This is a genomic window from Nocardia donostiensis, from assembly GCF_002081715.1.
In the GTDB taxonomy this organism is placed as follows: Bacteria; Actinomycetota; Actinomycetes; order Mycobacteriales; family Mycobacteriaceae; genus Nocardia; species Nocardia donostiensis.
Map to the genome: position 1 here is coordinate 20,652 of NZ_MUKP01000023.1, position 22,180 is coordinate 42,831.

Consider the following 22,180-nt stretch of genomic DNA (forward strand, 5'->3'; position numbering starts at 1 on the left):
AAACTCTCCTGGAGATGGGCGGTTCTGCGGTACCTCCGCCCTGGCCTATGGGCCCATGACCAGCGCGAACACACCGAGCGCCACCGTTGGCGGGATGGCACCCGCTACGGCCCGGCTAGTGACCGCCGCGCCCGCGGCGATGCACAGGGCGAAGCGGACGCCCAGGTTCCTGCTTAGAGGTTAACGCGATATGACGGCCGATAAGGAACCGGGTTCCCCATCGATGAGGGTGTCCGAGCGGGCCTCGGCAATTGCGCCTCGGTCGCGTGCGCCCCGTCTATTGCACCCCAGCCGGGAGCCAGTGATCGATGGTTGCCATATCGCGCTGACAGGCGGCGAGCCGGCCGGGTTGTTCGGCAGCGATACGCCGAATCCGAGTCTCCAATTCGGCCGCTTTCCGGTCGGCTTCCACCCGGTGCTCGGCCCCCGCGCGCACCAGCCGATCGGCCAGCATCGTTTCCGCTTCCACCAGCGCAGTCGCCGCGCGCTGCTCGAGTTCGGCCTTCACATTCGCCAACGCGTCGGCCACCCACTGCCGCAGATGGTTGCGGTCGGCCAGCTGCCCGCGCGCCCGCACCACCCAGGCCGCTACGCCCGCGCCCAGCAGCAGCGCCACCGGCACGCTCGCCACATCGAGGGCGGGGACGAGCGCGAGCGGGGAGACGACCAAACGCCCCAGACCGACACCGGCCGATGCGCCGAGGGCGATCATGAGGTGATCTTCGACACCGCGCGGCCTCGCCTCCGGGTCCGGGCCGACCCGGGGCGCCGAATCGCGGCGCACCGGTCCCGTTTCCTCCGGGGGCCGCCCGACCCGGGTGGCCAGTTCGACGAGCCGTCGCTCGATCTCGTCGTCGACAGCGACAGTCAACTCGGCCACCGCTTGCTGTAGCCGGTCGGGATAGTCGCCCAGCTCCGACCGGTCGAGGCGATCGAGTTCGGCCCGCGCCACGGTGTGCAGGCCACGCACGTGCCCGCCCACCGCGGTCATCAAATCCACCCGAGCCAGGTGCAGCTGACCGCGCAGGGTGGACATGGCGGTGGCCTGGCCACCGTCACGCCCGGCCAGCAGCTTCGCCCGTTCCTCCCGCAGCTGCGCCGCTTCCGCGCCGGAACGCAAGACCGCGACCTGCTCGGTGATCCGCTTCCTGGTCTCGTCGACGACACGGGTGGCCACCACCGCACGCCTGCTTTCCTTACTATCGGCCGTGCCGATCGCGGCGATCAGCGCCGCATGCAGCAGCCCGAGCCCGGAGCTGTCGAGCAGGGCGGAATCGCCGGAGTTACGCGCTGCCGCCGCCAGCCGCGCGGAGACCGGCACGATATCCAGATCCCCCGCGCCGTCGGCGGCGAGCAGGGCCAGATCATGGTCGCGGACCGCGCGCCAGTCCTGGTGGGCGTGGGTTCCGTTCATCGCAAGCAGCACCCGGATACCGTCGCCGCGCAGCCTGCGCAGCATCGCGAGATCGTCGGCGCCCAGCGTTGTTCCCGCATCGAGCAGGACCAGCGCCACCGCCGCATCCGCTCCCGGCGGTGCTGTGGTCTGCACTGCCAGGGCCGGCTCCAGTACCGGGTTGCCGAGCGGTACCCGCGGTTCGAACCGCGCCAGCTCGGTGCGCAACAGGGTGGTGTTCGCGTCGTCTGGCCCGATCAGCAGAACCGCCGCACCGTCGCTTTCCGTATTCATAGCTCGCAGCAGCGCCATTCCCTGCGGATTCCAGCGGGATACCACCGCCAGCAACTCCGCTGGCAATTCCCGGCCAGCCACCTGCGCACCAGCCGTATCAGTCGGCTTCGCCCCGCCTGGGGACAGCGGCTCGGCCCAGAGCGCAGCGGTCGGCACCGAGCCACTGCCCGCCTGCGGCACCCCTACCGTTGGTGGCCCAGTATCCGAACTTGCTGGGATCGATGCCGATGCAGCAGGAACCGGCAGCTCCCCTGCCGATGACGGTTCGGCGGCGGACGACGTTGGTGACGTCGAGTCGCTGGTGACGGGGCGTAGAGGATCAGAGACCGACACTGCTCATGCGCTCCCATAGCCGGACGTACCCGTTGTGCACCCGGACGGCGGCGCGGCGGGCCGCCGTGGGCATATCACTGGAGACGACCGCACGCCAGCGCACCGCCCTGGCCAGGGCGTCGTCGGCGTCAGCGGGAGCGGGTGAGGGGTAGCCTGCGGCCAGGTGGGCAACTTCGGGGCGGGCCAGTCCGGCGCACAGACCGGTCCACAAGGCGTCGTCACCGTTGAGGTAATCCTCGAGCACATCCCTGGCACGGCCGCCGTCGCCCGGCACGGCACGCGCGGCCAGCCTGGTGAGCTCGTCGAGCAGTTCTCCGCCGCGCAGGGCCGAGACCTGCTCGTAGCGGCGATGCAGTTGCCGGTGCAGCGGGTCGATAGCGCTGGCGGAATGCAGGATCTGCAGTACAGCCTGGGCGGTGATATCCGGTTTGTGGCGTACCGCGGTGAGTGCGCAGCTCACCCCGTACAGCTCCCAGCGGTCCAGCAGCTGCTGTCGTTCGGCGACATCCGGGCCCGCCGCAGCGGAGGTGAACAGCTCAGGCGAGATCGTGAACGACGGGTCGGCGTCGGCATGCCTACGCAGCGTTGCCATATCCTCCTCGGCCACCGCGCCCGCCCTGGTCCGCACCGCCAGCGAGGCCACCACCGGCAGCGTGGGCAAACGCAACTCGCGGGCGTACTGATCGGCGGCCGCGACCGCATCGGCCCAGCGTGCACCGATGGCGTCGGCCTTGTTCAACACCACGATGGTGCGTTCGCGCGGCAGCGAACCCAGGACTCGGCGGTCGGCCTGCGACGGCGCACCCGCCAGCACATAGACGACGATATCGCCGTCGAGTTCCGGTTCGGTGACACCCGGCTCGTCGATGGGGTCGGTTTCCACCGCCGACAGCAACGCCAGCGCGTGCAGCACCGTGGTGCGCCCCGACCTGGCGCGGCCGGTCACCTGGATATAGGGCGGGGTGCGCCAGCGGTCCACGGCCAGCCCTGCCTGGTAGCCGATCCGCGGATCCGTGCCCGGACCTCGTCGCAAGGTTTCCAGCAGCTCGTCCAGTTGATCGCCTGCCTGTATCAGCGCGCGTTGTTCGAGCATGTTCCCCTCCGGTCCGGTCGCTGTCGGCATAGGTGCGAACCCCCTTCTTTCGGCCGCATTCTGTCAGAACCCAGGCCGATCGCGCCGCAGAGCCGAAAGCTCAGGACCCGGTGACGAGCTTGTTCACGGCCCGCACCGCCCAGTTGGGCGCGTACTTGGCCGCCACCGCCAATAGTTTGGCCTGGGCACCGATCTCGTAGTGCACCTTCGGTAACCGGGACGGTTTACGGGTGGCCTGCCAGATCCCGGCCGCCACATCGTCGGCGATCAACCGCACCCCGAGTGAGCGCGTCGACCCGGTGTCCACACCGGACACCATCGCGGTGTCCACGAACAACGGCCAGATGGCGATCACCCGGATATCGTGGCGTCGCCATTCCAGATCCAACGCCTCGGTGAGGCTTTTGACCGCCGATTTCGTCGCGCCGTAGCTGGCGAGTTCGGCCTGCCCGTAAATTGCCGACGCCGAACACAGATTCACCACCTGCGCGCCCGGGGTGTCGCGCAGGTAGGCGAAGGCCAGGTGGGTTCCGGTGAGCACGCCGGTGAAGTTGACGTCGATGATCGCCTGATGTGCGGCGAGGTCGATGGATTCGAACCGGCCCGCCCGCAGAATGCCTGCGTTGTTGACCAGGATGTCCAGCCTGCCGGTTTCGGCATGGAATTCGGCGAGCCGCTCCGACCAGTGAGTGGCGTTCGTCACATCGAGAACCCCGGTGCGCACCTGCCCACCTGCGCCGGTGATCTCGGCCGCGAGCCGGGACAAGCCGAGCTCATCGATGTCATAGGCACCCACAAGATAGTCCCGCCCAGCGAAATACAAGGCTGTCGCGCGACCGATCCCGGCCGCCGCGCCCGTGATGAACACCGTGGGTCTGCCCATGCCGGGCAGTGTAATCGCCGGAAACACCGCCACGGTGGCCGTCGCGAGGGCTTCCCAGACCGGGCAGCCTCACCTAACCTGTCCCGACGGCCAGCACACCGACGGTGCGCAGCTTGTCTTGGAGCATGGGCAGGCACGGCCGTTGGTAGTGCCCGGGAACTGCGCATCGGGCCTCGACGAGGAGGGTCGATGACCGCTGATTGCCGCGCGCGCACATATTTGACCGAGCTGGTTGGACCGACCGGCACCACCGCCTCGGCCGCGAGGCCACTGCTGCCCAGCCATGATCCGTTCCTGCATCCGCCCGCCGAGTTCGCTGCACTGCCCGCAGGCACGATCCTGCGCACCAGGAAGGTCGATATCGCGCTGTTCGGTCTGATCCCGCAGCAGGTATCGGCCTGGCAACTGCTGTACCGCAGCTGCGACCTGCACGGCACCCCGGAGGCGGCGGTCACCACCGTGCTGCTCCCGCACGGCGCGGACCCGGCCGAATCCCGCCCACTGCTGGCGTTTCAGTCCGCGATGGATGCGGTGGCCGAACGCTGCTCCCCCTCTTACGCCTTGCGTCACGGTGCACGAGCATTCGGCTCGATCACCCAGCTGGAATGGCTGCTCGTCGCCAACGCATTGCGCCGCGGCTGGGCCGTGAGCATCGCCGACCACGAAGGCAGGCGCGGTAATTTCGGCGCCCCGCGCGAACCCGGATACCGCGCGCTCGACGGTATCCGCGCCGCGCTCGCCTTCGGCCCGCTTGGGCTCACCCCGCGCACACCGGTCGCGGTCTGGGGCTATTCCGGCGGCGGGATGGCCAGTTCTTGGCTGGTGGAGATGGCACCGACCTACGCCCCGGAGCTGAATATCGTCGGCGCGGTACTCGGCGCGCCGGTCGGCGATCCCGGTGCGGTGTTCGTCCGGCTCAACGGCGGCCATTTCGCCGGACTGCCCGCTATCGTGATCGCCGCGCTGCGTCGTATTTATCCGGCGCTCGGGGCGGTCATTCAGAACGAGCTCACCGCCGCAGGGCACGAGTTCATCGCCCGTGCCGAACGGTCGACCACGCTCGCCGCCATCATCGGCCTGGCCAACAAGAAGATGGACGACTACTTGGTGCGCCCGCTCGAGGAGGTGCTGGCCGCACCGGATCTGCAAGCGATGCTGGACGAACTGCGGCTGGGCAATACGGCGCCGTCGTGCCCGCTGCTGGTGGTCCAGCCGATACACGACCAGATCATCCATATCGACGGGGTCGACGAGCAGGTGCGGCGCTACCGCCGCGGCGGCGCGACCGTGAGTTATGTGCGAGACCGGCTCAGCGAACATTTCAGCCTGCTGCCGCTGGCCACACCGTTCAGCCTGAACTGGCTGGCCGACCGGCTGACCGGGCAGCGCGCGGAGGAAACGACAGATCGCACGGTCTGGTCGGTGGCGGCGTCGGCGGCCGGAATGCGCGGACTACTGGAAATGGCCACCACCGCCACGCTGGTCACCCTGGGCAGGCCGCTGCGGGCGCAACCCGCTCCCGTGACCGAGGCGGCACAGGACCGCGCCGCGTGAATCCTATGGCCGGATGCACGGGAGACGACCTCCAGTGCTGGGGCGGTTACGGCGGTCCCGTTCGGCGCATATCGCCGAATGCTGGACAATGGTCGGCGTGAACGACGCCGCGAACAATACTGCCGAGTCAGTTCCGGGCTCACCGTCCACCACCTCGGCTCCGGATAACGGTCGGCGAACCGAGACCGGTTCCCGCCTGTACCCACGGGTGACCAGTTTCCGGTCCCGGCGCGGCGCACTCACCCCCAATCAGCAGAAATCCTGGGATCGCACCTGGCCGCTGGTCGGCAGGGAAGTCGCCGACGAACCGCTCGACGCCGCGGCCTGGTTCGGCAGGGACGCTCCGCTGGTCATCGAGATCGGCTGCGGTACAGGGACCGCAACGGCGGCGATGGCACAGGCCGAGCCGCAGCTGAATCTGATCGGCATCGAGGTGTACCAGCCGGGCCTGGCGCAGTTGGTGCAGCAAATCGAACGCGAGCAGATCAGCAACATTCGGCTGCTGCGCGGCGATGCGGTAGATGTGCTGGAAAATATGATTGCCGAGGAGTCGCTGACCGGCGTCCGGGTGTTCTTTCCCGACCCGTGGCCCAAGGCACGCCACCACAAGCGCCGGCTGTTGCAGCCGGCCACGGTCGCGCTGATCGCCAACCGGCTGCGGCCCGGTGGTGTGCTGCATATCGCGACCGACCATGCGGGTTACGCCGATCACATCGCGGAGGTAGGCGCCGCGGAACCCCTGCTGACCGACCTCAACGAGGTCAATGAGGCTAATGAGCCTATGAGAGGGGTGAGCGCCGAGCACCACGGCACCGCCCCGATCGGTTTCGAGCGTCCTGTGACGAAATTCGAGAGCAAGGCACATCTCGCAGGCAGCGCCATCAACGAGTTCATATGGGGCAAGATCGAATGATGAGCGTCAGTGAGATGGCCCCAGCCGCCGGCGATGTTGCCGGCGGGCTGCAGGAGCCGGATACCGAGGTGGTGACCGGGGGAACATCGGATCTGCGGCGGGTGCTGCTGGTATGGGACGCTCCGAATCTGGATATGGGCCTCGGCGCCATCCTCGGCGGCAGGCCGACCGCCGCCTACCGGCCGCGCTTCGACGCTCTCGGCCGCTGGCTGCTGGCCCGCACCGCCGAACTCTCGGTCGGTGAACGGCAGCGAGTGGAACCGGAAGCAACCGTGTTCACCAATATCGCGCCCGGTACTGCCGATGTGGTGCGGCCATGGGTCGAGGCGTTACGCAATGTCGGTTACGCGGTCTTCGCCAAACCCAAGATCGACGAGGACTCCGACGTCGACTCGGATATGCTCGCCCATATCGCGCTGCGCAGCCGCGGCGCGGGTCTGGCCGGGATCATGGTCGCCTCCGCCGATGGGCAGGCGTTCCGGGAACCGCTCGAACAGCTGGCCGCCGCCGGAGTACCCGTTCAGGTGCTCGGATTTCGCGAGCATGCGAGCTGGGCGGTGTCATCCGATACGCTCGAGTTCGTCGATCTCGAGGACATCCCGGGCGTGTTCCGTGAACCGCTGCCCAGGGTGAGCCTCGATTCGCTGCCCGACGAGGGCGCCTGGCTGCAGCCGTTCCGGCCGCTGTCGGCGCTGCTCACCTCTCGCCCCGCACAAGGAGTCGCTTAGTGTTCACCCGCTGGGGCGATCTGGTCTACCGGCTGCGCTTCGCCGTTATCGGTGTGGTCGTTGCGGCTCTGCTCGGTCTCGGTGGCTACGGCTTCGGACTCGGCGACCATCTCAGCTCCAGCGGGTGGGACGACCCGACCTCCGAATCGGCGCAGGCCGCGCGGATCGCCGACGCGGCCTATGGGCGCAATCACGACAGTGACGTGATCGTGCTGTACACCGCGCCGGAGGGCAAAACGATCCACGACCCGGAGTTCCGGGACAAGATCGTCGAAAACCTGAACCGGCTGCCGCGCGAGTACCCGGACCAGATCGCAAAGGTCAACGGCGCTTATTGGGCCACCGACACCGGCCCGGCCGCGCCCTCGACGTTCGGTTCGAAGGACCAGAAGCACACCTTCGCCTCCATTGCGATCGTCGGCGACAACGACACCGAGATGGTGCGCAACTTCCGCGCCGTCAAGGACGTCTTCTACATCGACGGCGTAGACGTGCAGGTCGCGGGGCTGCAGGCGGTCGCAGGCACGTTGAACGACACCATGGCCGACGACCAGAAGCGCATGGAGCTGCTGGCCATCCCCGCGGTGGGCGTGCTGCTGTTCTTCATCTTCGGCGGTATCGTCGCGGCGGCGTTGCCGTTGATCGTCGGTGGTCTGACCGTGCTCGGGGCCAACGGGATCATCATGATCCTGACGAACTTCACCGAGGTGAACTCGTTCGTCTCCGGCGTCGTGTCGATGATCGGTCTAGGTCTGGCCATCGACTACGGCCTGTTCATCGTCAGCCGGTTCCGCGAAGAGCTCGCCGAAGGCTACGACACTCCGGCGGCCGTTCGGCGTTCGGTGATGACGGCGGGGCGGACGGTCGTGTTCTCCGCGACCATGATCATCGCCAGTCTCGGCGGCATTCTGCTGTTCCCGCAGGGCTTCCTGAAATCGGTGGCCTACGGCACCATCGCGACCGTTACGCTCGCGGCGCTGGCCTCGATCACCGTGCTCCCCGCGATGCTGGGCATCCTCGGGCCGCGGGTGGACATGCTCGGGCTCAAGCGGTTCCGCAAAACCAAATCCGCCGAAGAGGTGGAGAACAGCATCTGGGGCCGCTGCACCCGCTGGGTGATGCAGCATCCGCTCAAGATCGCGATCCCGATCAGTATCCTGTTGCTGCTGTTGATCATCCCGGTCAAGAACCTGGCCTTCGGCGGGATCAACGAACGCTATCTGCCGCCGGACAATGTAACCCGGCTGGCGCAGGAGAATTTCGACGAGATCTTCCCGCTGCGCAAATCCGACCCGATCGAGCTGGTCTTCGTCTCCGATGACACCAATGCGATCGCCAAGGTGTGGAGGGAAGCCGATAAGGCTCCCGGTTTGGCGGGCAAGTTCGCGGTGCCGTCACGTTCGATCGAACAGCCCGACGTGTTCCGGACCACCGCAACGCTGGTCGACTCGGATGAAGCCGACGCCACCATCGACTATCTGCGGTCGCTCGACGTTCCCGACGGCGTCCGGATGCTGGTCGGCGGACAGCCCGCGATCCAGCAGGACAGTATCGACGCGCTGGTCGAACGCATACCACTGATGATCGCGCTGGTGGTGTTCGTCACCACGCTGCTGATGTTCCTGACGTTCGGTTCGCTGGTGCTGCCGATCAAGGCCGCGCTGATGAGCGCGCTGGGCCTCGGCTCGACGCTGGGCATCCTGACCTGGATCTTCATCGACGGCCACGGCGCGACGCTGCTGAACTTCACTCCGCAGCCGATCATGTCGCCGGTGCTGGTGCTGATCATCGCCATCATCTACGGCCTGTCCACCGACTACGAGGTGTTCCTGCTCTCGCGCATGGTGGAGGCTCGCGCCCAAGGCGCGTCCACCACCGAGGCAGTACGCATCGGCACCGCGCACACCGGTCGTATCATCACCGCCGCCGCGCTGATCCTGCTCGTGGTCACCGGCGCGTTCGCGTTCTCCGATCTGGTGATGATGCAGTACATCGCCTACGGCATGATCGCGGCACTGTTCATCGACGCCACCATCCTGCGCATGCTGCTGGTGCCCGCCACAATGAAACTGCTGGGCGACGACTGCTGGTGGGCGCCCGAGTGGATGAAGAAGGTGCAGCGCAAGATCGGGCTCGGCGAACCGATCCTCGACGACGAGCGCCCCACCAAGGGCGATGTGGTGGACCTGGTCAAGACCACACCGGTCACCGACCCGGTGACAATGCAGATGCCCGCGCTGCCCACGAACAAACAGCGCAAGACCCCGCACCGGCCGCGGACCGTTCAGGAGATCGAAGCCGAAGCGCCGACTGCGCACCTGAATGCGGTTCCCAAAAAACCGTCTGCCCCGTCGAGTTCCCCGGCCACACCGCCACCTGCCGGGCCTCCCCGGCGGCCGCGCGCGGTCAGCAACCCGGCGCAGCCGATGCCGACCTCACCGGACCCGACCCGCCCCCGCGCCAACCCGCCGGGCGGATCAGGGGCTACGCCGCCGCGGGGCAGGCCCGACTCCGGGCCGACCCCGCCGCAAGGCAGGTCAGAACCCGTCGCGCCCCCGCGCGGTCCGCGGCCTGCTCAGCGCCCGCCCGCGGGTCCGACCGGAAATTCGGGCTCGCACGCTCCTGGCGGATCTGCGGCGAACCCCGGTGGCAGCGCGGCAGGCAACGGACAGGTGACCGGCTCGTCCCGTCAGTCGCCGACCGGTCTGTTCCGGCTCGGCGCCGATTCCGATGCAGGCCGGGCTGCTGATCACGGCACCGCGACGCCCGGCCGCATATCGGGCGCCTCCCACAGCACCGAAGCGACCGGTGCACCGGAATCTGCGGATCAGGGCAACGCCCCCGGCACGTCGCTGCGCCTGCGAACCTCGGCGGGTTCGGCCGGAAATACCCAGATGTCGGCCCCTCGCCCGGTTCTCGACGAACACCGGCCTCCCGCGCCGCAGGACTTCGACCCTTCCGGGCGGCGGAGCGCACCGCACACACCGCCGTCGTTCGATTCCCCCGGCCAACGCAACCCCTCGGCGGCACCCGAATCCGGTCCTCGGACCCCGTCGGCTGCCCCGCCTTACAACGCACCCGGCCAACGCAACGCCCCGTCGCCGAACCCGGGCCATACACCTGAGGCGGACGGTCAGGCTTCCGCGCCGATGCCCCGCCCGCTGATGCCGCGGATCTCCACCCCCCGCGCGGCGACAACTCCCCTCCAGGCTCAGCAGCCCGACCCGGAGCCGGTCACCCGCCCCGCCGAGCGGCCCGCCCCACCGGCGTCGGAACCGCAAACGCCGCGGTATTCGGAGCCGCAGTATGCGGAGCAGCCGCAGGAACAACCGGAGCAGACCACCGCCGACCAGGACAACCGCAACAGCATCGAGAACTGGATGGCCGAACTACGTTCGTCCCGGCGCCGCGTCACGCCGCCCAGCGCAGACGAAGGCAGGCATCACTCGAACGACGGCCGCACGGTGAGCGTCAACGAACTGCTGCGCCGCCGCGAACAGGAGTGACGCCCGCTCCTTGGCTCAGGGGCCAAGGAGCTTGCGCCACTGCGCCATGAACGGATGCTTCGCGATAACCGACCCGAAGCGGACCCGGCCGTGCACGACCAGATGCAACGGCCCGATCGGCGGCCCGGTGTGGACCTTGTTGTTGGCGCTGCCACCGACCAGGTCCACACCGTTGAGGTCAACGGTGGCCTCGGTGGGCACGATCAGGGTCAGCGTGCTGGCATAGTCGTCGACCTGAATTTCGACCACCTGCGTAGTCATCATCGCGGCCGTGAAATCGAGGGTCACAGTCGAGGCCACACTGTTGACCCGCAGCACGGGCGGAACCTGCCAGGGGCCGCGGCGGGCGATACTCGATACCCGGCCACGAAGCACCGCACCGGGGACGACTGCCCCCATCGCGGCCGCGGCGGCGGCCCCTGGCTGCGTTCGCGAATGCGGGACGTGGGGGTGGTGGTACGGGGGGCGGGGTGTCACCGGTTCGCCGACCAACCGCACACCCGGTAGGTCGATCAGTACCGAGTTCAGCTCGCCTCGGGTTTTTGCGGCGAGCGCGGTGTCCATCCGCTCGGTGAACTCCCCCAGGGAGAGCATGCCCAAACCGACGGCACGCTGCAGCAGCTCGCCGACGTGTTCACGTTCAGCGTCGGAAACACGTAGGTCGCGATCACCTATGCCGTAACCGACACCTCCGACGCCATCTGAAACCGAATCGGGGCCGCCCATGTGTTCGAGATTACCGAGCAGAGTCACGTGTCCGCATCAGGGCGAACCCGGATACCGCCCGGAACCGGCCTCCCTAGCTAGGTAGCTTCTGCTGTCAGTTCTTCGGTGAGGTGTTCTCGTCCGGGTTCGTTCCGGCCTCGATAACGGGGCGTTGCTGTTCCCCCAACTCGCTGACCTTCGCTGCGATATCGAACCGCCCCGGTTCGGGCTCGTCCGGTTCGGCGGTGTACAGGCCCCTTTCCGCGTCGTCGCGCAGCTGCCCGAACAGTTCTTCGGGGTTGGCGGCGAGCAGCGAACGGATCGCCGTGTTCATCACCGCAACGAACGGCACCGCGAGCAGGCCGCCCGCGATACCGCCCACCACCACACCGGTGGTGATCGCGAGCACGACAGCCAGCGGGTGGATACTCACCGCCCGCCCGAGCAGCAGTGGTTGCAGCACATGCCCTTCCAGCTGCATCACCGCGATAATGATGCCAAGCACGATCAGCGCGGTCACGAAACCCTTGGTCACCAGTGCGATGAACACCGCGACGAACCCGGCGAGGAAAGCGCCGATAATGGGGATGAACGCGCTGATGAACACCAGCGAAGCCAACGGCAGCGCCAGCGGGACACCCAGGATCGCCAGCCCGGCACCGATACCGATCGCGTCCACCGCGGCCACCGCGACCGTCGCCCGCACGAAACCCACCAGCGACCCGAACCCCAGCTCACCGGCGATACGCACCCGCTCGCGGTGCGCGGCGGGCACGATCCGGGTGACGAAATGCCAGATCTGGTCCCCGCTGTAGATGAAGAAGATCAAGATGAACAGGGTCAGGAAAGTGCCGGTGAGGATATGCCCGATCATCGTTGCGGTGGTCAGCGCTCCGCTGGTCAGCGCGTCCTGATTGGATTCGATGGTTTTGACGATGGTGTCGCCCGCGGTGCGGATCTGTTCGTCGCTCAGATGCATCGGGCCGTTGATCAGCCAGTCCTGAGTTTTGTGGATGCTCGCGGTGACCTCGTCGGACAGCTGCGGCACCCCGACCACGAACTGTTCAACAACGAAGGTCAAGGTCCCGGCGACCAGGCCGAGCGAGCCGACCAGCACCACGAAAACCCCGAGCGCCCGCGGCACCCCGCGCCGCTGCAGCCAATCCACCAGCGGCGCCAGCAGCGCGGCAGCAAGCAGGGCGATCGCCAACGGGATGACCACTGTCGCGAGCCGCTGCACCACCATGGCGAGCACCAGCGCGAAGGCGAAAATGACCAGCAGTCGCCACGCCCATTCCGCTGTCGTGCGCACAATCGGATGTACGGCGTCGGCCGCCGTCGGTTTCGGCTCGCTCACCTCCGATAGCCTATCGGCCGAACCCGGGCACACAGGGGCGCAAGCTTCGGACGCTAGATTAGTGATCGTGTCAGCGCCCTTGGAAGCGGTCAAACAGACCATGCATACGCGCTGGCCGCTCTATCTCACCTCGATGTTGCTGGCCAACGCGTTCGGCGCGGTGCTGGTGTGGGCATTTATTCAATACGGGCTGCCGGTTCCGGAAGGCGACGTACCCGGTACCCGCCGCATCGGACTGCTCATCCCGGGGGTCGTGTTCGTCACCGGGGGTCTGCTCAGTGTGCTCGCCTCGGCGCTGATGTTGCGTCCAGTGATGCGCTGGCAGGTACGCGGCGGGCCGCCGAGCCGCCAGGAGCAGATGGCGGCGCTGCACGCTCCGCTGCGGCAGGCCATCCTGCATCTGGCGTTATGGCTGGTCGGCGGCGCGGTGCTGGCCTCGTTGATCATCGTGGAAACTCCCGCGCTGGCCGGTGCCGTGATCGTCACCGAATGTATGGCCGCCACCCTCGTGTTCGGCTTCACCTACATGCTCGGCGAGCGGATCCTGCGCCCAGTCGCCGCCGAAGCGCTCACCGCGGGCACCTTCGACCACACCCTCACACCCGGTGTCGGCACCCGGATGGCGATGACCTGGGGTATGGGGACATTCGCGCCAACCATCGCCATCGTGCTGCTGTGCGTCACCCAGATCTCCTCCGAGGTGAAGTTCTCGGCGCAGTCGCTGGCCATCTCGATCCTGCTGCTGTGCGGAGTGGTGATCATGCAGGCGCTGGCGCTGTCGATGCTCACCGCGTCCAGTATCTCCGACCCGGTGCGCCAGCTCAGCCAGGCCATCAACCGGGTGCAGGAGGGTGCGCGGGACGTGCAGGTCGAGGTGTTCGACGGTAGCGAGATCGGCCTGCTGCAGGTCGGCTTCAACAGGATGATGGAGGAGGCCGCCACCCGGCAGCAGCTGCAGGAACTGTTCGGTCAGCACGTCGGCGCCGATGTCGCCCAACGCGCCCTCGACTACGGCACGGAACTGGGCGGGGAGACCCGGTTCGTGGCGGTGCTGTTCGTCGATATGGTCGGCTCGACCGCGACCGCAGCCGAACACCCGCCCACCGAGGTGGTCAGCCTGCTCAACGAGTTCTTCCGGGTGGTGGTCGATGTGATCGACCGGCACAACGGTTTTGTCAACAAGTTCGTCGGCGATGCCGCGCTGGCGATCTTCGGTGCGCCGCTGGACCGGCCGGACGCTCCCACCGCCGCGCTGGCCGCCGCCCGCGACCTGCGTCGGGCACTGCGCGAGGTGCCCGGGCTGGATATCGGCATCGGTGTGTCGGCGGGGCTGGCGGTCGCGGGCAATATCGGCGCGGCCAACCGTTTCGAATACACGGTGATCGGTGACCCCGTGAACGAGGCGTCCCGACTCACCGAACTCGCCAAAGACCAGCCTGGGCGCGTGCTCGCTTCCGGTTCGGCACTGTATTTCGCCGAGGAAAGCGAACAGCGGCATTGGGAGTCCGGCGACGAGGTGCAATTGCGCGGGCGCCGCAGGAAAACCCGGTTGTCCTGGCCGCGCGAGGAAGCCACAGACGTGATCGACGGCACGGACGATCAGCAGGCCCATTCGTTAGGCTGAGCGCGTGATGGCCGACGACGACACCGACAACACCAAGTCGGCTGTGTCGTTTTCGCAGGCCGAAAACCGGCGCGGAAAATTCTGGTGGATCAAATGGGTCGCCGGCGTGGCGCTGCTGATATTGCTGATCGGCGAGGGCATCTACCTATGGCCCCGGCTGCACGAATCGTGGCGCAAACTCACCGAAATCCACTGGGGGTGGGTTGCCGCCTGCATAACCCTGCAGGCGATGTCGATGAGCGGATTCGGCCGGGTGCAAAAACAACTGTTGCGCACCGGCGGCGTCGCGGTGAGTCAACGTAAATCGGTTTCTGTTGTCTACGGCGCCACCGCCATGTCGGTGACCCTGCCCGCCGGGCAGGTTTTCTCCACCGCGTTCACCTACCGGCAGACCCGTAAATGGGGCGCGAACCCGATCGTCGCCTCCTGGCAACTGGTGTTCTCCGGTGTCGTCTCCGCTGCCGGACTCGCGCTGCTCGGTGTCACCGGTGCCCTGCTCGCCGGCAGCCGGGTGGGGCCGGTGAAACTCGTCCTGTCCTTGGCTGCGGTCGCCGCCCTGGTGTGGGCGGGCAACTATATCGCCAGCAACCCAGGGTCCTTGGAAAAGCTGCTGCACCGTGGGCTCGCAGTGTTCAATCGGGTACGTAAACGTCCCGCCGATTTCGGTGCAGGCAAGATCGCCGAACTGCTGACCCAGCTGGAATCGGTCGATATGGGACGTCGCGACGGTGTCCGAGTGACCGGATGGGCGATCGTCCACCGGCTCGCCGATGTCGCATGCCTTGGCGCGGCCTGTTATGCGATCGGCGGCGATCCGCGCTGGGCGGGTCTGCTCATCGCATTCGCCGCAGGCAAGGCCGTCGGGTCCATTCCGTTCGCGCCAGGCGGCATCGTTTATGTGGATGCCACCCTCATCTACGGTCTGACGGCTGCCGCAGGGCTGCCCGCCTTCCAAGCAGTCGCTGCAGCGTTCGTGTACCGCATGGTGAGTTTCATTCTGGTCGCGATCGTCGGCTGGATCGTTTTCGCGTTCCTGTTCCGCAAACGCCAGGCCGACGACGACGAATACGAAAAGGAATTCGAGCGATTGGTATGAGCGTACGGGCGTACCTCCGCCTTCGCTCCGGGGTGTGCTTTGAGGTGTGCTTCAGGCTTCGCTCCGGGGGTGTGATCAGGAACTAGGCTGGCGCGCGTGAAGAAGATTGCGCCGATCGCGGTGGACCTGCTGCTGGTGGTTGTGTTCTGCATGATCGGCAGGCGCAGTCATGAGGAGGCAGTGCTCGCCGGATTGCTGTACACGGTGTGGCCGTTCGCGGCGGGGTTGGCGCTGGGTTGGGTGATCGCCATAGTGCTGGATCGCCGGCGCGGCGGTGATGCACCGTTCGACGGGACGCGGTTGTGGCCGACGGGCGTCGTTATCTGGGTGACGACGGTGATCGCCGGGATGCTGCTGCGGGTGGTCAGCGGTCAGGGCACGGCGTTCAGTTTCTTCCTGGTTGCGGGCGCGGTACTCGCGTTCTTCCTGCTCGGCTGGCGGACCGCCATCCGGGCGCTCAACTGACCTCCCGCGCACTCACGGTTCCGGGGCGGCCAGGGCGCGCAGCATCCGCGAAGCCATCTTGACCGCCGCGTCGCCGCCATCCATCTGTTTGATGTGGATGGCGAACGCCAGATCGCCCATGGTGACGATCAGCCAGCCGTCCTCGCCTGCCTTCGCGGTGAATCCGGTGACATCGCGGTACATCCGCAGGGTCGCGAACCGGGGATCCTTCATCGCATCGCGCATCATGGTGCGCAAACGGTCGGTGACCGGGGCAGGCAGCGGTTCCAGCGCAGCATCGGTTTCGCTGGGGCGGCCACGTTCGATCATCGGCGGCGGCACCGCCCCGCGAGCGATCGCGGCGGCGGCGATGGCCATCCCGAACGGGCTGGCCTGCACCGCATCTGCCCCGCCGCCCTGACTGACCTGTTCAGCGCTGCGGCCCGCGACCGCCAACCGGCCGGTCACCTCGTCCAGGCCGGGCACCCGGAAGTCGACACCGACACCCAGCATCGCCGCGGCCTCGGCGGCTTCCTGCACCGAAACGTCGCGTTCGGCTTTGCCTTTTGCGGCTGCTGCGGCGGCGCGGAACAGGTCGATGGCGCCGCCGACCGGGTACAAGCCGGTGAAAGCGACCGGACCGTGCGCGCTGGAGTAGTTGTTCTGCGCGGCCGCGACCACAGCGCCGGTGGACGGCTGGATCGCGACGATGGAGGCCGCGGTGCCTACGCTGACCACCGCCTCCGCCATGGCGCGCTGCAGGCGTTGATCCATGGTTCCGGCGATATCCGGTCCGGCGGGGCCCTGCGCACCGGCCAGCTGGGTGACGAAACGCCCGTTCTCGAACAGTTGTACGGCCCAACCGGAATGCCGCTCTTGGCTGTCCTGCCACACCTCGTGCATGGCGTCCAGCAGTGGCGACCCTACGCGGCGGTCGACCGTGATGAGCCGCGGCTCCTTCTCCATCACCACGCCGGGTATGGGCGCCATCCGCGGTTCCAGGATCGCGAAATCGCCTTCGCGCAGGCTCACCGCGACGATGGGTTTACCGTCGGACGATGCCAGTTCCTCGCGCAACGATGATCCGGTGATCAGCGGCGCGACGGGTTCGATAGCGTCGGCCAGTGCCTCGGTGGAGGCGACCTGGTCGGGTATGCGCGCCGGGTCGAGTTTGATCACGTTGATGGTCTGCTGAGTCATCAACGGAGCGCCGACGTTGTCGACCACCCGGGGTGGCGGGTTCGGGGTGGTGCGCACCAGTTCCACGGTGCGGTTATGGTTCAGCTCCGGCAGGACGACGGCTGGGTCCCAGGAGATGCGCCAGCCGATCGCGAGTTTGCGGACGGTGCCCTCGCGGCTGTACGTCCAGGTCTTGTTCTCGCCGAAGCTCCAGTCGACGTTCATAGTGAAAATGCCCGATTCCGGGTCGAGCCCGATGAACTGGGTTTTCTCGTAGTCGACTTCGCCGGAGTCGAGCCCTTCGAACATTTGCTTCAATGTTGCCGAGGCGGCGCTCGGGTAGGAGGTGAGCTCGGCGGCGGCAGCATAGTCGCCGTCGTCGAGGAGTTCGGTGAAGCGATCTACCACGGCTTCGGGCCCGGTCGGTTCCTCGTTCGAACCGCACGACCCCATTGCGATGACCAAAGCCGCCACCCCCGTGAGGGCCACTGCGCCCCGGAAGCGAAAGCGGCGGGATCCCCTCACATCCATGTCGCCCACTCTTCACTCTTGTCACTCCAGTAACAAGACCACCGTACCTGGAAAAATTGCTGTTCGCGACGCGTCGCAAAGCCGGAACCATACCGACGCCGAACGTTTGTAATTGTGCCCGAATCCTCCTGCGCAACGACAACCGACCATGATCAACTGCCGGTCGTCGCGAAGCTTCCGAAGCCGCCGCCACGCTACCGATCGTTTCGCCCTGACGCGGCGTTACCGCGGAAGTCGTGCCGGACTCGAGACGCTCGCAGTATGCCCGCGCCGCCGACAGGTAACCGGGCCGCGAGTAGGGCGTCGGTAAAGTTGCCTGCATGGCCGAAACCGCTGGCCCGCGCCTCGCGGGCGGTCCGATCCTGGTATTGAACGGACCAAACCTGAACATGCTCGGCACCCGCCAGCCCGAGGTGTACGGCTCGGAGACACTCGGTGATGTGATCGAACTGTGCCGTAAGACCGCGGCCGGGTACGGGCGGCAGATCACCGACTTCCAGTCCAACTCCGAGGGCGAGTTGATCGACCGCATTCACCGGGCGTACGGCACGGAATCGGCGATCGTGATCAATCCCGGCGGGCTCACCCACACATCGGTGGCGTTACGTGACGCGTTGGTGATCCCGCAGGTTCCGATAGTCGAAGTGCACATCAGTAACGTGCACGCCCGCGAGGAATTCCGGCACCATTCCTTCATCTCACCTATCGCGACAGCGGTGATCGCCGGGCTGGGCGTCTATGGTTATGCGGCAGCTATCGAATTCCTGCTCCACCGCGAGCAATTGGCTACCTGATAACGCGGCAGCCGCGAATACGATTGGGAATTCAGCTGATACGGAAGACCGGAACACCCGGTGCGATGGCGGCTAGTTCGGCATCGGGCGAATCCTTCGTCACCCCTTCGAAGAACCGGTTGACCTCCCAGCCCCAGCGCCGCAGGTAATCTCGCAGCAACGGCAGCTTGTCGGCGTCGGCCACCTCGGTCGCGGTGAACGTCTCCACCTTGCGCCCCAACCGCAGCTCACCCCCTCCGGCGACCCGCAGATTCCGCACCCACTGGGTGTGTCCGCGCGGCGCGACCAGGTATTTCGCGCTGTCCGCGTCGGTCATCACGTTCACCATGGTGGTCCGCCACTCACCGCTGGTGCGGCCCCGCACCGCGAGCAGTCGCGAACCGAACACGCTGATGCCCAGCTTCGGCAGCAGGTTCATGAACCTGCTCATGATCGGGTCGATGCCGGTGGGGCGCAGGTAGCGGTTGGGGGCGGCCATTTCCATCTCCTTTGTGAGCACTGCTCTCTGTTGTGAGCAACTATCGCATGTGCACAGCACGGAGTCAAGAGCAGTGCTCTTGTTTTGACTACCGAACTCAACGGCCACATACCCGCTGCCATCGAGTTTCACGGAAAACAGCCACCCGCCCCCAAGTCAGGCATCGCCCAGAACTGTTGCTCCCCTTGCGGTCCCACATACACGACGACGCCGACCGCATCATGCAGCGGCCCACCAGGACGTCATGCGACCGATAGGCAACAGGCCCGCGAACACACCCATCGCGGGCCCGCCCAGCAGACACCCCTACCGCGCCGCCGCCGTGCCGCAGCACGCGCCCTCGGCCGCGACTTCTTCGGTCGAGCCACAACACGCCACCGGCTTCTCGTCGGCAAGGCTCACGGGTTGTGGTGCGCTACCGAAGGTTTCGCTATCGGCGAGGACGGTGTACACCTCCCACTTCTCGGCGTCGGGTGCGGTGACCCACGCCTTGTCCTGGGCGGCGAAGCAGCAGGTTGTCCCCATTTCCTCCTGAGCGAACATCCCCGCTTCCGTCAGCCGGGCAATTTCCGAGTGCACCTTCTCCGAGGATTCGACCTCGACGCCGAGGTGGTTGATGCTGCCGCCCTTTCCCGGGTTCTCCAGCAACACCAGCTTCAGTGGCGGCTCGGCGATGGCGAAGTTCGCATACCCCGGCTTCCGCTTGGCCGGTTCGGTGTCGAACAGCGTCGAGTAGAACCGAACCGCCTGTTCGAGGTCGTCGACGTTGAGGGCGAGCTGAACGCGGGACATGGCAGCACCTCCACTTGTGAGACATATATCGAATTACTGACAGTCACGAGCCTTGCACCTTTTCGACATATGTCAAGAGATTGGGTAGTCTCGATTTCATGCCGAAGACCCTGCCCGTGATCGACATGTCAGCCCCCGTCTGCTGCGCCCCTGTCGCCGCAGGCCCGGTCGACGACGCCGCCGCCCTCGAAGTAGCGCTGCGCCTCAAAGCCATCGCCGACCCGATGCGCGTCAAACTCATGTCCCTGCTGCTCACCACCCCCCGCGGCGAAGAAACCACCGGCGACCTCGCCGCCACCATCGGACTGGCAGAATCCACAGTCAGCCATCACCTCGGGCAACTCAAGAAAGCCGGACTGATCGAATCCGAACGCCGCGGGATGAACATCCACCACCGGGTACGCCGGGATGCGCTCAGCGCGCTGTGCGTGGTGCTCGACCCGAACTGCTGCACGTGAGTTGGCAAGAGCCACCGCTTACGGCTACTGCTCGATGTCACAGTCGGCTGCCGAACTCCGTCATCTCAGTGAAGTTGCAGATACAGACGAGGAGTTCGGCAATGTCGATTGCATACGTAGTAGTCACGGTCCTGGCCGCCGCCTGGGTGGGGTATTCGGCGGCCGCTGTCTTCATGCGCGCCTCATGGGTCGTGGAGGCGTTGACCGAGTACGGGGTGCCGGAGTCGTGGTGGCCGTGGTTGGGGGTGGCCAAGGCGGCCGGTGCGGTGGGGTTGGTGGTGGGCTTGTTCTGGCCGCTGATCGGGGTGCTGGCGACGATCGGGCTGGTGCTGTACTTCCTCGGCGCGGTGATCACGGTGCTGCGGGCGCGGGCGTATTCGCATATCCCGTTCCCGCTGCTCTACCTGGGGCCGGTAGTTGTCGCGGCTGGCCTGGGGCTCGGCGCGTGAACTCGAGCGAGTTGGCCGAACCGCCGCCGGCACGGCCCGATTCTGAGACGGTGTGAACATAGGAAGCCACGGCTGGCGCGTAGCGGAGCGAGACAGCGCGGTGTGCCGGAGCAGACTGCAGGAGGAGAGGCTCGTGAGGGCGGCGGTGTTCAACGGAAACGGACCCGAGTTGGTTATCGAGGACATCCCGAAACCGGCGCCGCGACGAGGTGAAGTGCTGGTGCGGGTGTCGGCGTGCGGGGTGTGCCATACCGACCTGCATGTGCTGAAATCCGAGGTCGCGTTTCCGGCTCCGGCGGTGCTCGGGCACGAGGTTTCCGGGGTGGTCGCCGAGGTCGGCGAGGGCGTCGGCAATGTCGCAGTCGGCGACAGCGTGGTGTGCAGTTTCATCATGCCGTGCGGGGATTGCCGGCACTGTGTGCGCGGGATGGAAGACCTGTGCGAGAAGTTCTTCGCCTACAACCGGCTCGGCGGCACCCTCTACGACGGCCAAAGCAGGCTGGCGCGGGCCGACGGTTCCCCGCTGGCCATGTATTCGATGGGCGGGCTCGCGGAATACTGCGTGGTGCCCGCCACCGATGTGTTCACCGTTCCCGAAGGCGTCGGGCTGGAGGCGGTGTCGATTCTGGGGTGCAGTTCGTTCACCGCACTCGGCGCGATCAACACCGCCGAGTTGACTCTCGGCGACCGGATCGCAGTGGTCGCAGCGGGCGGTGTCGGATCCTCCATCGTGCAATTCGCGGCGGCCGCAGGCGTCGCACAGATCATCGCCATCGATATCAGCGACGAAAAGCTCGCGGCGGTATCCGAACTCGGCGCCACCCACACAATCAACTCGCGCACCGAGGACGCCGTAGCGCGAGTGCGTGAACTCACCCACGGCCACGGCGTCAACGTAGCCTTCGAAGCCCTCGGCAGCGCCGCAACATTCGCAACCGCCCTCGACATCCTCGACGACGGCGGCCGCGCCGTTGTCGTCGGCATCGCCCCCGCCGGCACCCCTGGTTCCCTAGACCTGGCCCGGCTGGTCCGACGCAAACTACAGATCCACGGCTCCTACGGCGCCAAAGCCCGCACCGATATGCCCGCCCTGTTGCGGATGGTCGCAGCAGGCACCGTCCACCCCGAACACGTGATCACCCGCCGCTATTCGCTCGACGAAGCCGACGCCGCCTACCAGGCGCTGGCGCGTGGGGAGATCGTTGGACGGGCCATCATCGAGATGGCCGACTGACCGCATAGGCGAGCCGAGCGAGCACTCAACACGTTCCCTCCTGCGTTTTCCCGACCATCGATAACGGTTGGCGCACAGCGCCGCATATCGCGAAGATAAAGAGGGTATGACGCTATCTTTTCATTGGCAAATACTCCCAGTTCAGACTCGGCCGGCGGGGTTGCCGACCGCACCGTATTACTTTTCCGAGATGAACTCGCTACTGGGCTTCTCCGGCCTAATCCCCTCGTCGTCGTTAGTGACAGTCCCGAAGAAACCGTAACGGATGGTAAGGTACCTCACATGGGCGGAGGAAGATACGAGGGATTTCGCATATGAGACTTATAATTGCTTCGTAACATG

General features: G+C 66.6%; 19 protein-coding genes. 11 read left to right on the plus strand and 8 right to left on the minus strand.

Annotated features, from left to right (window positions below):
- Positions 1–277 precede the first annotated feature (277 nt).
- The 3 genes from B0T44_RS16220 to B0T44_RS16230 all read right to left on the minus strand — a co-directional run bounded on the left by B0T44_RS16220 (position 278) and on the right by B0T44_RS16230 (position 3,996).
- Complete coding sequence (locus tag B0T44_RS16220; RefSeq protein ID WP_081512219.1) at positions 278–1,768, minus strand: amino acid adenylation domain-containing protein; 1,491 nt, start codon at positions 1,766–1,768, stop codon at positions 278–280.
- 238 nt (positions 1,769–2,006) lie between these two features.
- Positions 2,007–3,143, minus strand: coding sequence for a hypothetical protein (locus B0T44_RS16225; protein WP_077120437.1), 1,137 nt, complete (start codon positions 3,141–3,143; stop codon positions 2,007–2,009).
- Positions 3,144–3,213: 70 nt separating this feature from the next.
- On the minus strand, positions 3,214–3,996 hold the full coding sequence (locus B0T44_RS16230) for an SDR family oxidoreductase (protein ID WP_077120438.1): 783 nt from the start codon (positions 3,994–3,996) through the stop codon (positions 3,214–3,216).
- 189 nt (positions 3,997–4,185) lie between these two features.
- Here B0T44_RS16230 and B0T44_RS16240 point away from each other — a divergent pair, with 189 nt between their 5' ends.
- The 4 genes from B0T44_RS16240 to B0T44_RS16255 all read left to right on the plus strand — a co-directional run bounded on the left by B0T44_RS16240 (position 4,186) and on the right by B0T44_RS16255 (position 10,697).
- Positions 4,186–5,550 (plus strand): lipase family protein, encoded by a 1,365-nt coding sequence (locus B0T44_RS16240; protein ID WP_081512206.1) that lies wholly within the window; start codon positions 4,186–4,188, stop codon positions 5,548–5,550.
- A 196-nt stretch (positions 5,551–5,746) separates the two neighbouring features.
- Complete coding sequence (gene trmB / locus B0T44_RS16245; RefSeq protein ID WP_438269027.1) at positions 5,747–6,463, plus strand: tRNA (guanosine(46)-N7)-methyltransferase TrmB; 717 nt, start codon at positions 5,747–5,749, stop codon at positions 6,461–6,463.
- Complete coding sequence (locus B0T44_RS16250) at positions 6,463–7,191, plus strand: NYN domain-containing protein (protein ID WP_175648116.1); 729 nt, start codon at positions 6,463–6,465, stop codon at positions 7,189–7,191. Before trmB ends, B0T44_RS16250 begins: the two co-directional genes overlap by 1 nt.
- Positions 7,191–10,697 (plus strand): MMPL family transporter, encoded by a 3,507-nt coding sequence (locus tag B0T44_RS16255; protein WP_077120445.1) that lies wholly within the window; start codon positions 7,191–7,193, stop codon positions 10,695–10,697. Before B0T44_RS16250 ends, B0T44_RS16255 begins: the two co-directional genes overlap by 1 nt.
- 15 nt (positions 10,698–10,712) lie before the next feature.
- On the opposite strand, the gene B0T44_RS16260 is transcribed toward B0T44_RS16255, so the two are convergent.
- Positions 10,713–11,372 carry a DUF1707 SHOCT-like domain-containing protein gene (locus B0T44_RS16260; protein WP_139347970.1) on the minus strand — a complete coding sequence of 220 codons (660 nt, stop codon included), beginning with the start codon at positions 11,370–11,372 and terminating at the stop codon, positions 10,713–10,715.
- A gap of 145 nt (positions 11,373–11,517) precedes the next feature.
- Positions 11,518–12,759: an AI-2E family transporter gene (locus B0T44_RS16265; RefSeq protein WP_077120449.1), complete on the minus strand. Its 1,242-nt coding sequence runs from the start codon at positions 12,757–12,759 to the stop codon at positions 11,518–11,520.
- A gap of 100 nt (positions 12,760–12,859) precedes the next feature.
- Here B0T44_RS16265 and B0T44_RS16270 point away from each other — a divergent pair, with 100 nt between their 5' ends.
- The 3 genes from B0T44_RS16270 (at position 12,860) to B0T44_RS16280 (ending at position 15,944) form a co-directional block, all read left to right on the plus strand.
- Positions 12,860–14,383 carry an adenylate/guanylate cyclase domain-containing protein gene (locus B0T44_RS16270; protein WP_077120565.1) on the plus strand — a complete coding sequence of 508 codons (1,524 nt, stop codon included), beginning with the start codon at positions 12,860–12,862 and terminating at the stop codon, positions 14,381–14,383.
- A 7-nt stretch (positions 14,384–14,390) separates the two neighbouring features.
- Positions 14,391–15,479, plus strand: a complete 1,089-nt coding sequence (locus B0T44_RS16275; RefSeq protein WP_077120451.1) for a lysylphosphatidylglycerol synthase transmembrane domain-containing protein — start codon at positions 14,391–14,393, stop codon at positions 15,477–15,479.
- Positions 15,480–15,575: 96 nt separating this feature from the next.
- Positions 15,576–15,944, plus strand: coding sequence for a DUF3054 domain-containing protein (locus B0T44_RS16280; protein WP_077120453.1), 369 nt, complete (start codon positions 15,576–15,578; stop codon positions 15,942–15,944).
- A 12-nt stretch (positions 15,945–15,956) separates the two neighbouring features.
- On the opposite strand, the gene B0T44_RS16285 is transcribed toward B0T44_RS16280, so the two are convergent.
- Complete coding sequence (locus B0T44_RS16285) at positions 15,957–17,633, minus strand: NTF2-like N-terminal transpeptidase domain-containing protein (RefSeq protein ID WP_077120567.1); 1,677 nt, start codon at positions 17,631–17,633, stop codon at positions 15,957–15,959.
- 320 nt (positions 17,634–17,953) lie between these two features.
- Here B0T44_RS16285 and aroQ point away from each other — a divergent pair, with 320 nt between their 5' ends.
- Positions 17,954–18,427, plus strand: a complete 474-nt coding sequence (gene aroQ / locus B0T44_RS16290; RefSeq protein ID WP_077120456.1) for a type II 3-dehydroquinate dehydratase — start codon at positions 17,954–17,956, stop codon at positions 18,425–18,427.
- A gap of 31 nt (positions 18,428–18,458) precedes the next feature.
- On the opposite strand, the gene B0T44_RS16295 is transcribed toward aroQ, so the two are convergent.
- Both B0T44_RS16295 and B0T44_RS16300 read right to left on the minus strand, forming a co-directional pair.
- Positions 18,459–18,905 (minus strand): nitroreductase/quinone reductase family protein, encoded by a 447-nt coding sequence (locus B0T44_RS16295; protein ID WP_077120569.1) that lies wholly within the window; start codon positions 18,903–18,905, stop codon positions 18,459–18,461.
- A 306-nt stretch (positions 18,906–19,211) separates the two neighbouring features.
- Positions 19,212–19,697 carry an ArsI/CadI family heavy metal resistance metalloenzyme gene (locus tag B0T44_RS16300; protein ID WP_077120458.1) on the minus strand — a complete coding sequence of 162 codons (486 nt, stop codon included), beginning with the start codon at positions 19,695–19,697 and terminating at the stop codon, positions 19,212–19,214.
- Positions 19,698–19,795: 98 nt separating this feature from the next.
- Here B0T44_RS16300 and B0T44_RS16305 point away from each other — a divergent pair, with 98 nt between their 5' ends.
- The 3 genes from B0T44_RS16305 (at position 19,796) to B0T44_RS16315 (ending at position 21,838) form a co-directional block, all read left to right on the plus strand.
- Positions 19,796–20,155, plus strand: a complete 360-nt coding sequence (locus B0T44_RS16305) for an Rv2640c family ArsR-like transcriptional regulator (protein ID WP_077120460.1) — start codon at positions 19,796–19,798, stop codon at positions 20,153–20,155.
- A gap of 101 nt (positions 20,156–20,256) precedes the next feature.
- A complete protein-coding gene (locus tag B0T44_RS16310; RefSeq protein ID WP_077120462.1) occupies positions 20,257–20,604 on the plus strand; it encodes a DoxX family protein in 348 nt (115 codons plus the stop codon).
- 133 nt (positions 20,605–20,737) lie between these two features.
- On the plus strand, positions 20,738–21,838 hold the full coding sequence (locus B0T44_RS16315; RefSeq protein ID WP_077120464.1) for a zinc-binding dehydrogenase: 1,101 nt from the start codon (positions 20,738–20,740) through the stop codon (positions 21,836–21,838).
- Positions 21,839–22,180: the final 342 nt, after the last annotated feature.

Excerpts from the sequence above, each read along its gene's own strand:
- B0T44_RS16225 (WP_077120437.1), bottom strand. The coding sequence starts at position 3,143 with ATGCCGACAGCGACCGGACCGGAGGGGAACATGCTCGAACAACGCGCG.
- B0T44_RS16230 (WP_077120438.1), bottom strand. The coding sequence starts at position 3,996 with ATGGGCAGACCCACGGTGTTCATCACGGGCGCGGCGGCCGGGATCGGT.
- B0T44_RS16240 (WP_081512206.1), top strand. The coding sequence starts at position 4,186 with ATGACCGCTGATTGCCGCGCGCGCACATATTTGACCGAGCTGGTTGGA.
- B0T44_RS16250 (WP_175648116.1), top strand. The coding sequence starts at position 6,463 with ATGAGCGTCAGTGAGATGGCCCCAGCCGCCGGCGATGTTGCCGGCGGG.
- B0T44_RS16270 (WP_077120565.1), top strand. The coding sequence starts at position 12,860 with ATGCATACGCGCTGGCCGCTCTATCTCACCTCGATGTTGCTGGCCAAC.
- B0T44_RS16275 (WP_077120451.1), top strand. The coding sequence starts at position 14,391 with ATGGCCGACGACGACACCGACAACACCAAGTCGGCTGTGTCGTTTTCG.
- B0T44_RS16285 (WP_077120567.1), bottom strand. The coding sequence starts at position 17,633 with ATGGATGTGAGGGGATCCCGCCGCTTTCGCTTCCGGGGCGCAGTGGCC.
- aroQ (WP_077120456.1), top strand. The coding sequence starts at position 17,954 with ATGGCCGAAACCGCTGGCCCGCGCCTCGCGGGCGGTCCGATCCTGGTA.
- B0T44_RS16295 (WP_077120569.1), bottom strand. The coding sequence starts at position 18,905 with ATGGCCGCCCCCAACCGCTACCTGCGCCCCACCGGCATCGACCCGATC.
- B0T44_RS16300 (WP_077120458.1), bottom strand. The coding sequence starts at position 19,697 with ATGTCCCGCGTTCAGCTCGCCCTCAACGTCGACGACCTCGAACAGGCG.
- B0T44_RS16305 (WP_077120460.1), top strand. The coding sequence starts at position 19,796 with ATGCCGAAGACCCTGCCCGTGATCGACATGTCAGCCCCCGTCTGCTGC.
- B0T44_RS16310 (WP_077120462.1), top strand. The coding sequence starts at position 20,257 with ATGTCGATTGCATACGTAGTAGTCACGGTCCTGGCCGCCGCCTGGGTG.